2 protein-coding genes are annotated in these 2,051 nt (G+C 47.4%); both read left to right on the top strand.

Translation table 11 applies throughout. The features are described 5' to 3' along the window. A partial coding sequence (locus IQR33_RS02850; RefSeq protein ID WP_193843503.1) for an efflux RND transporter periplasmic adaptor subunit occupies positions 1 to 1,060 on the top strand: 1,060 nt, incomplete at its 5' end. A 2-nt stretch (positions 1,061 to 1,062) separates the two neighbouring features. After that, positions 1,063 to 2,051 (top strand): efflux RND transporter permease subunit (locus tag IQR33_RS02855; RefSeq protein ID WP_193843504.1); only part of this gene is annotated, 989 nt, incomplete at its 3' end.

The raw sequence follows: 2,051 nt of genomic DNA on the forward strand, positions 1-2,051 counted from the left end.
GAGCCAAGGTGGGGGGCCTGCGCCCGTAACCGAAGTAGAAGTGTTAACAGTGCAGCCAACGCGCCAAGCATTGACAGTAGAGTTGCCGGGTCGTAGCAGAGCATTCAAAGAAGCAGAAGTTCGTCCGCAAGTCACTGGCATTATTTCGGAGCGAAATTTTGTTGAAGGTGGCCTTGTTGAACAAGGACAGTCGCTATATCAAATTGATGATTCATCATTTCAGGCGGATTTGCTGAGCGCTGAAGCGGAATTAATCCGTGCGCAAGCTGCGGCAGAGTCGACCTATGCCACGGTGAAGCGTTACAGAACCTTGATCACCAAAAAATCCATCAGCCAACAAGACTTGGATGAAGCAGAAGCGGCATACAAAGAAGCGAAAGCGCAGGTCCTAGTCGCAAAAGCCAAGATCAACACAGCAAAAATCAACTTAGATTATACGCAAGTCAAAGCTCCGATTAGCGGGGTGATCGGTAAATCGAGTGTGACAGCGGGTGCGTTGGTTACGGCTAACCAAGCTGCCAAATTAGCGACCATTCAGCAGCTTGACCCTATCAATGTTGATATTGTGCAATCATCCGCGCAACTGCTGCGTTTGAAAGCATCACTCTCCCAAGGCCATATGCAAGAAGATGACTCTGCGCAAGTTACATTGATGCTTGAAGATGGCAGCACTTACGAACACAAAGGCACAATGAAATTTACTGAGGTCAATGTGAACGAAAGTACGGGCAGCGTGACGCTTCGTGCCGAATTCCCAAACCCTGACGGTTTGTTGCTACCTGGAATGTTTGTTCGTGCGACGGTCATTACTGGTGTCGACCCTGATGCGATTCTAATACCACAAAATACGGTATCTCGTGATGCGACAGGTAAAGCGACAGTGATGACGGTTAATGGCGAGAACAAAGTGGAAGCGAAACCAGTGAAGACTGCCGAAGCGATCAATAGCCAATGGCGCATTATTGATGGTTTGAACGCGGGTGATAAAGTCATTACCGCCGGTTTACAAAAGGTAGGGCCAGGCAGTTCGGTAACTATCCAAAACGGTGAACAGGAGTAATCATGGCACGATTTTTTATCGATCGTCCGGTATTTGCTTGGGTTCTCGCGATTCTAACGATGTTGGCGGGGGTAATGTCATTATTCAATTTACCCGTCTCGCAATACCCAACGATTTCACCGACGACGATCACCATCAGTGCTCGCTATCCAGGTGCATCAGCAAAAACCGTTGAAGACTCGGTAACGCAGGTTATCGAGCAAAACATGACAGGATTAGATTACCTTCGCTACCTATCATCGAGCAGTGATGCATTTGGTAATGCGACAATTACCCTGACGTTTGATAGCGAAGCTGATCCTGATATCGCGCAAGTACAGGTGCAGAACAAACTGCAATTGGCATTGACTTCATTGCCGATGGAGGTACAAAACCAAGGTATTGTCGTCAATAAATCCAATACGGCATTTCTCATGGTTGTCGCAGTTTATTCTGAAGATCCTGACTTTAAAGAAAACGATATCGGCGACTTTGTTGTAACGAATATTCAAGACCCGATAAGTCGTGTAACTGGCGTAGGACAAGTGCAGGCGTTTGGTGCGCAGTATGCGATGCGAGTTTGGCTGGATCCATTTAAGCTTACGCAATTCAACTTGACCGCGATCGACGTAGCAAATGCAATCAGTGAACAGAACGCGCAAGTTTCTTCAGGTCAACTTGGTGCGGCACCTGCGCAGGAGGGTCAGTTGTTGAATGCTACGATTTCTTCTGCAAGTCGTTTGAGCAGTGTAGAAGAGTTCCAAGACATCATTCTTAAGTCCGACGCCAGTGGTTCGAATGTTTATTTGAAAGATGTAGCTCGCGTTGAGCGTGGTGCAGAAAGTTATGATATTCGAGGCCAATATAATGGCTTCCCAGCATCGGGGTTAGGTATTTCATTAGGTACTGGCGCAAACGCGCTTGAGACAGCCAATGCGGTAAAAGAGCGCTTAGAACAACTGAGTGCAACGTTCCCAGAAGGGTTGCAGATTGCTTACCCATTTGAAACAAC

This window comes from Vibrio sp. OPT46 (assembly GCF_015163535.1).
Lineage (GTDB): Bacteria > Pseudomonadota > Gammaproteobacteria > Enterobacterales > Vibrionaceae > Vibrio > Vibrio alginolyticus.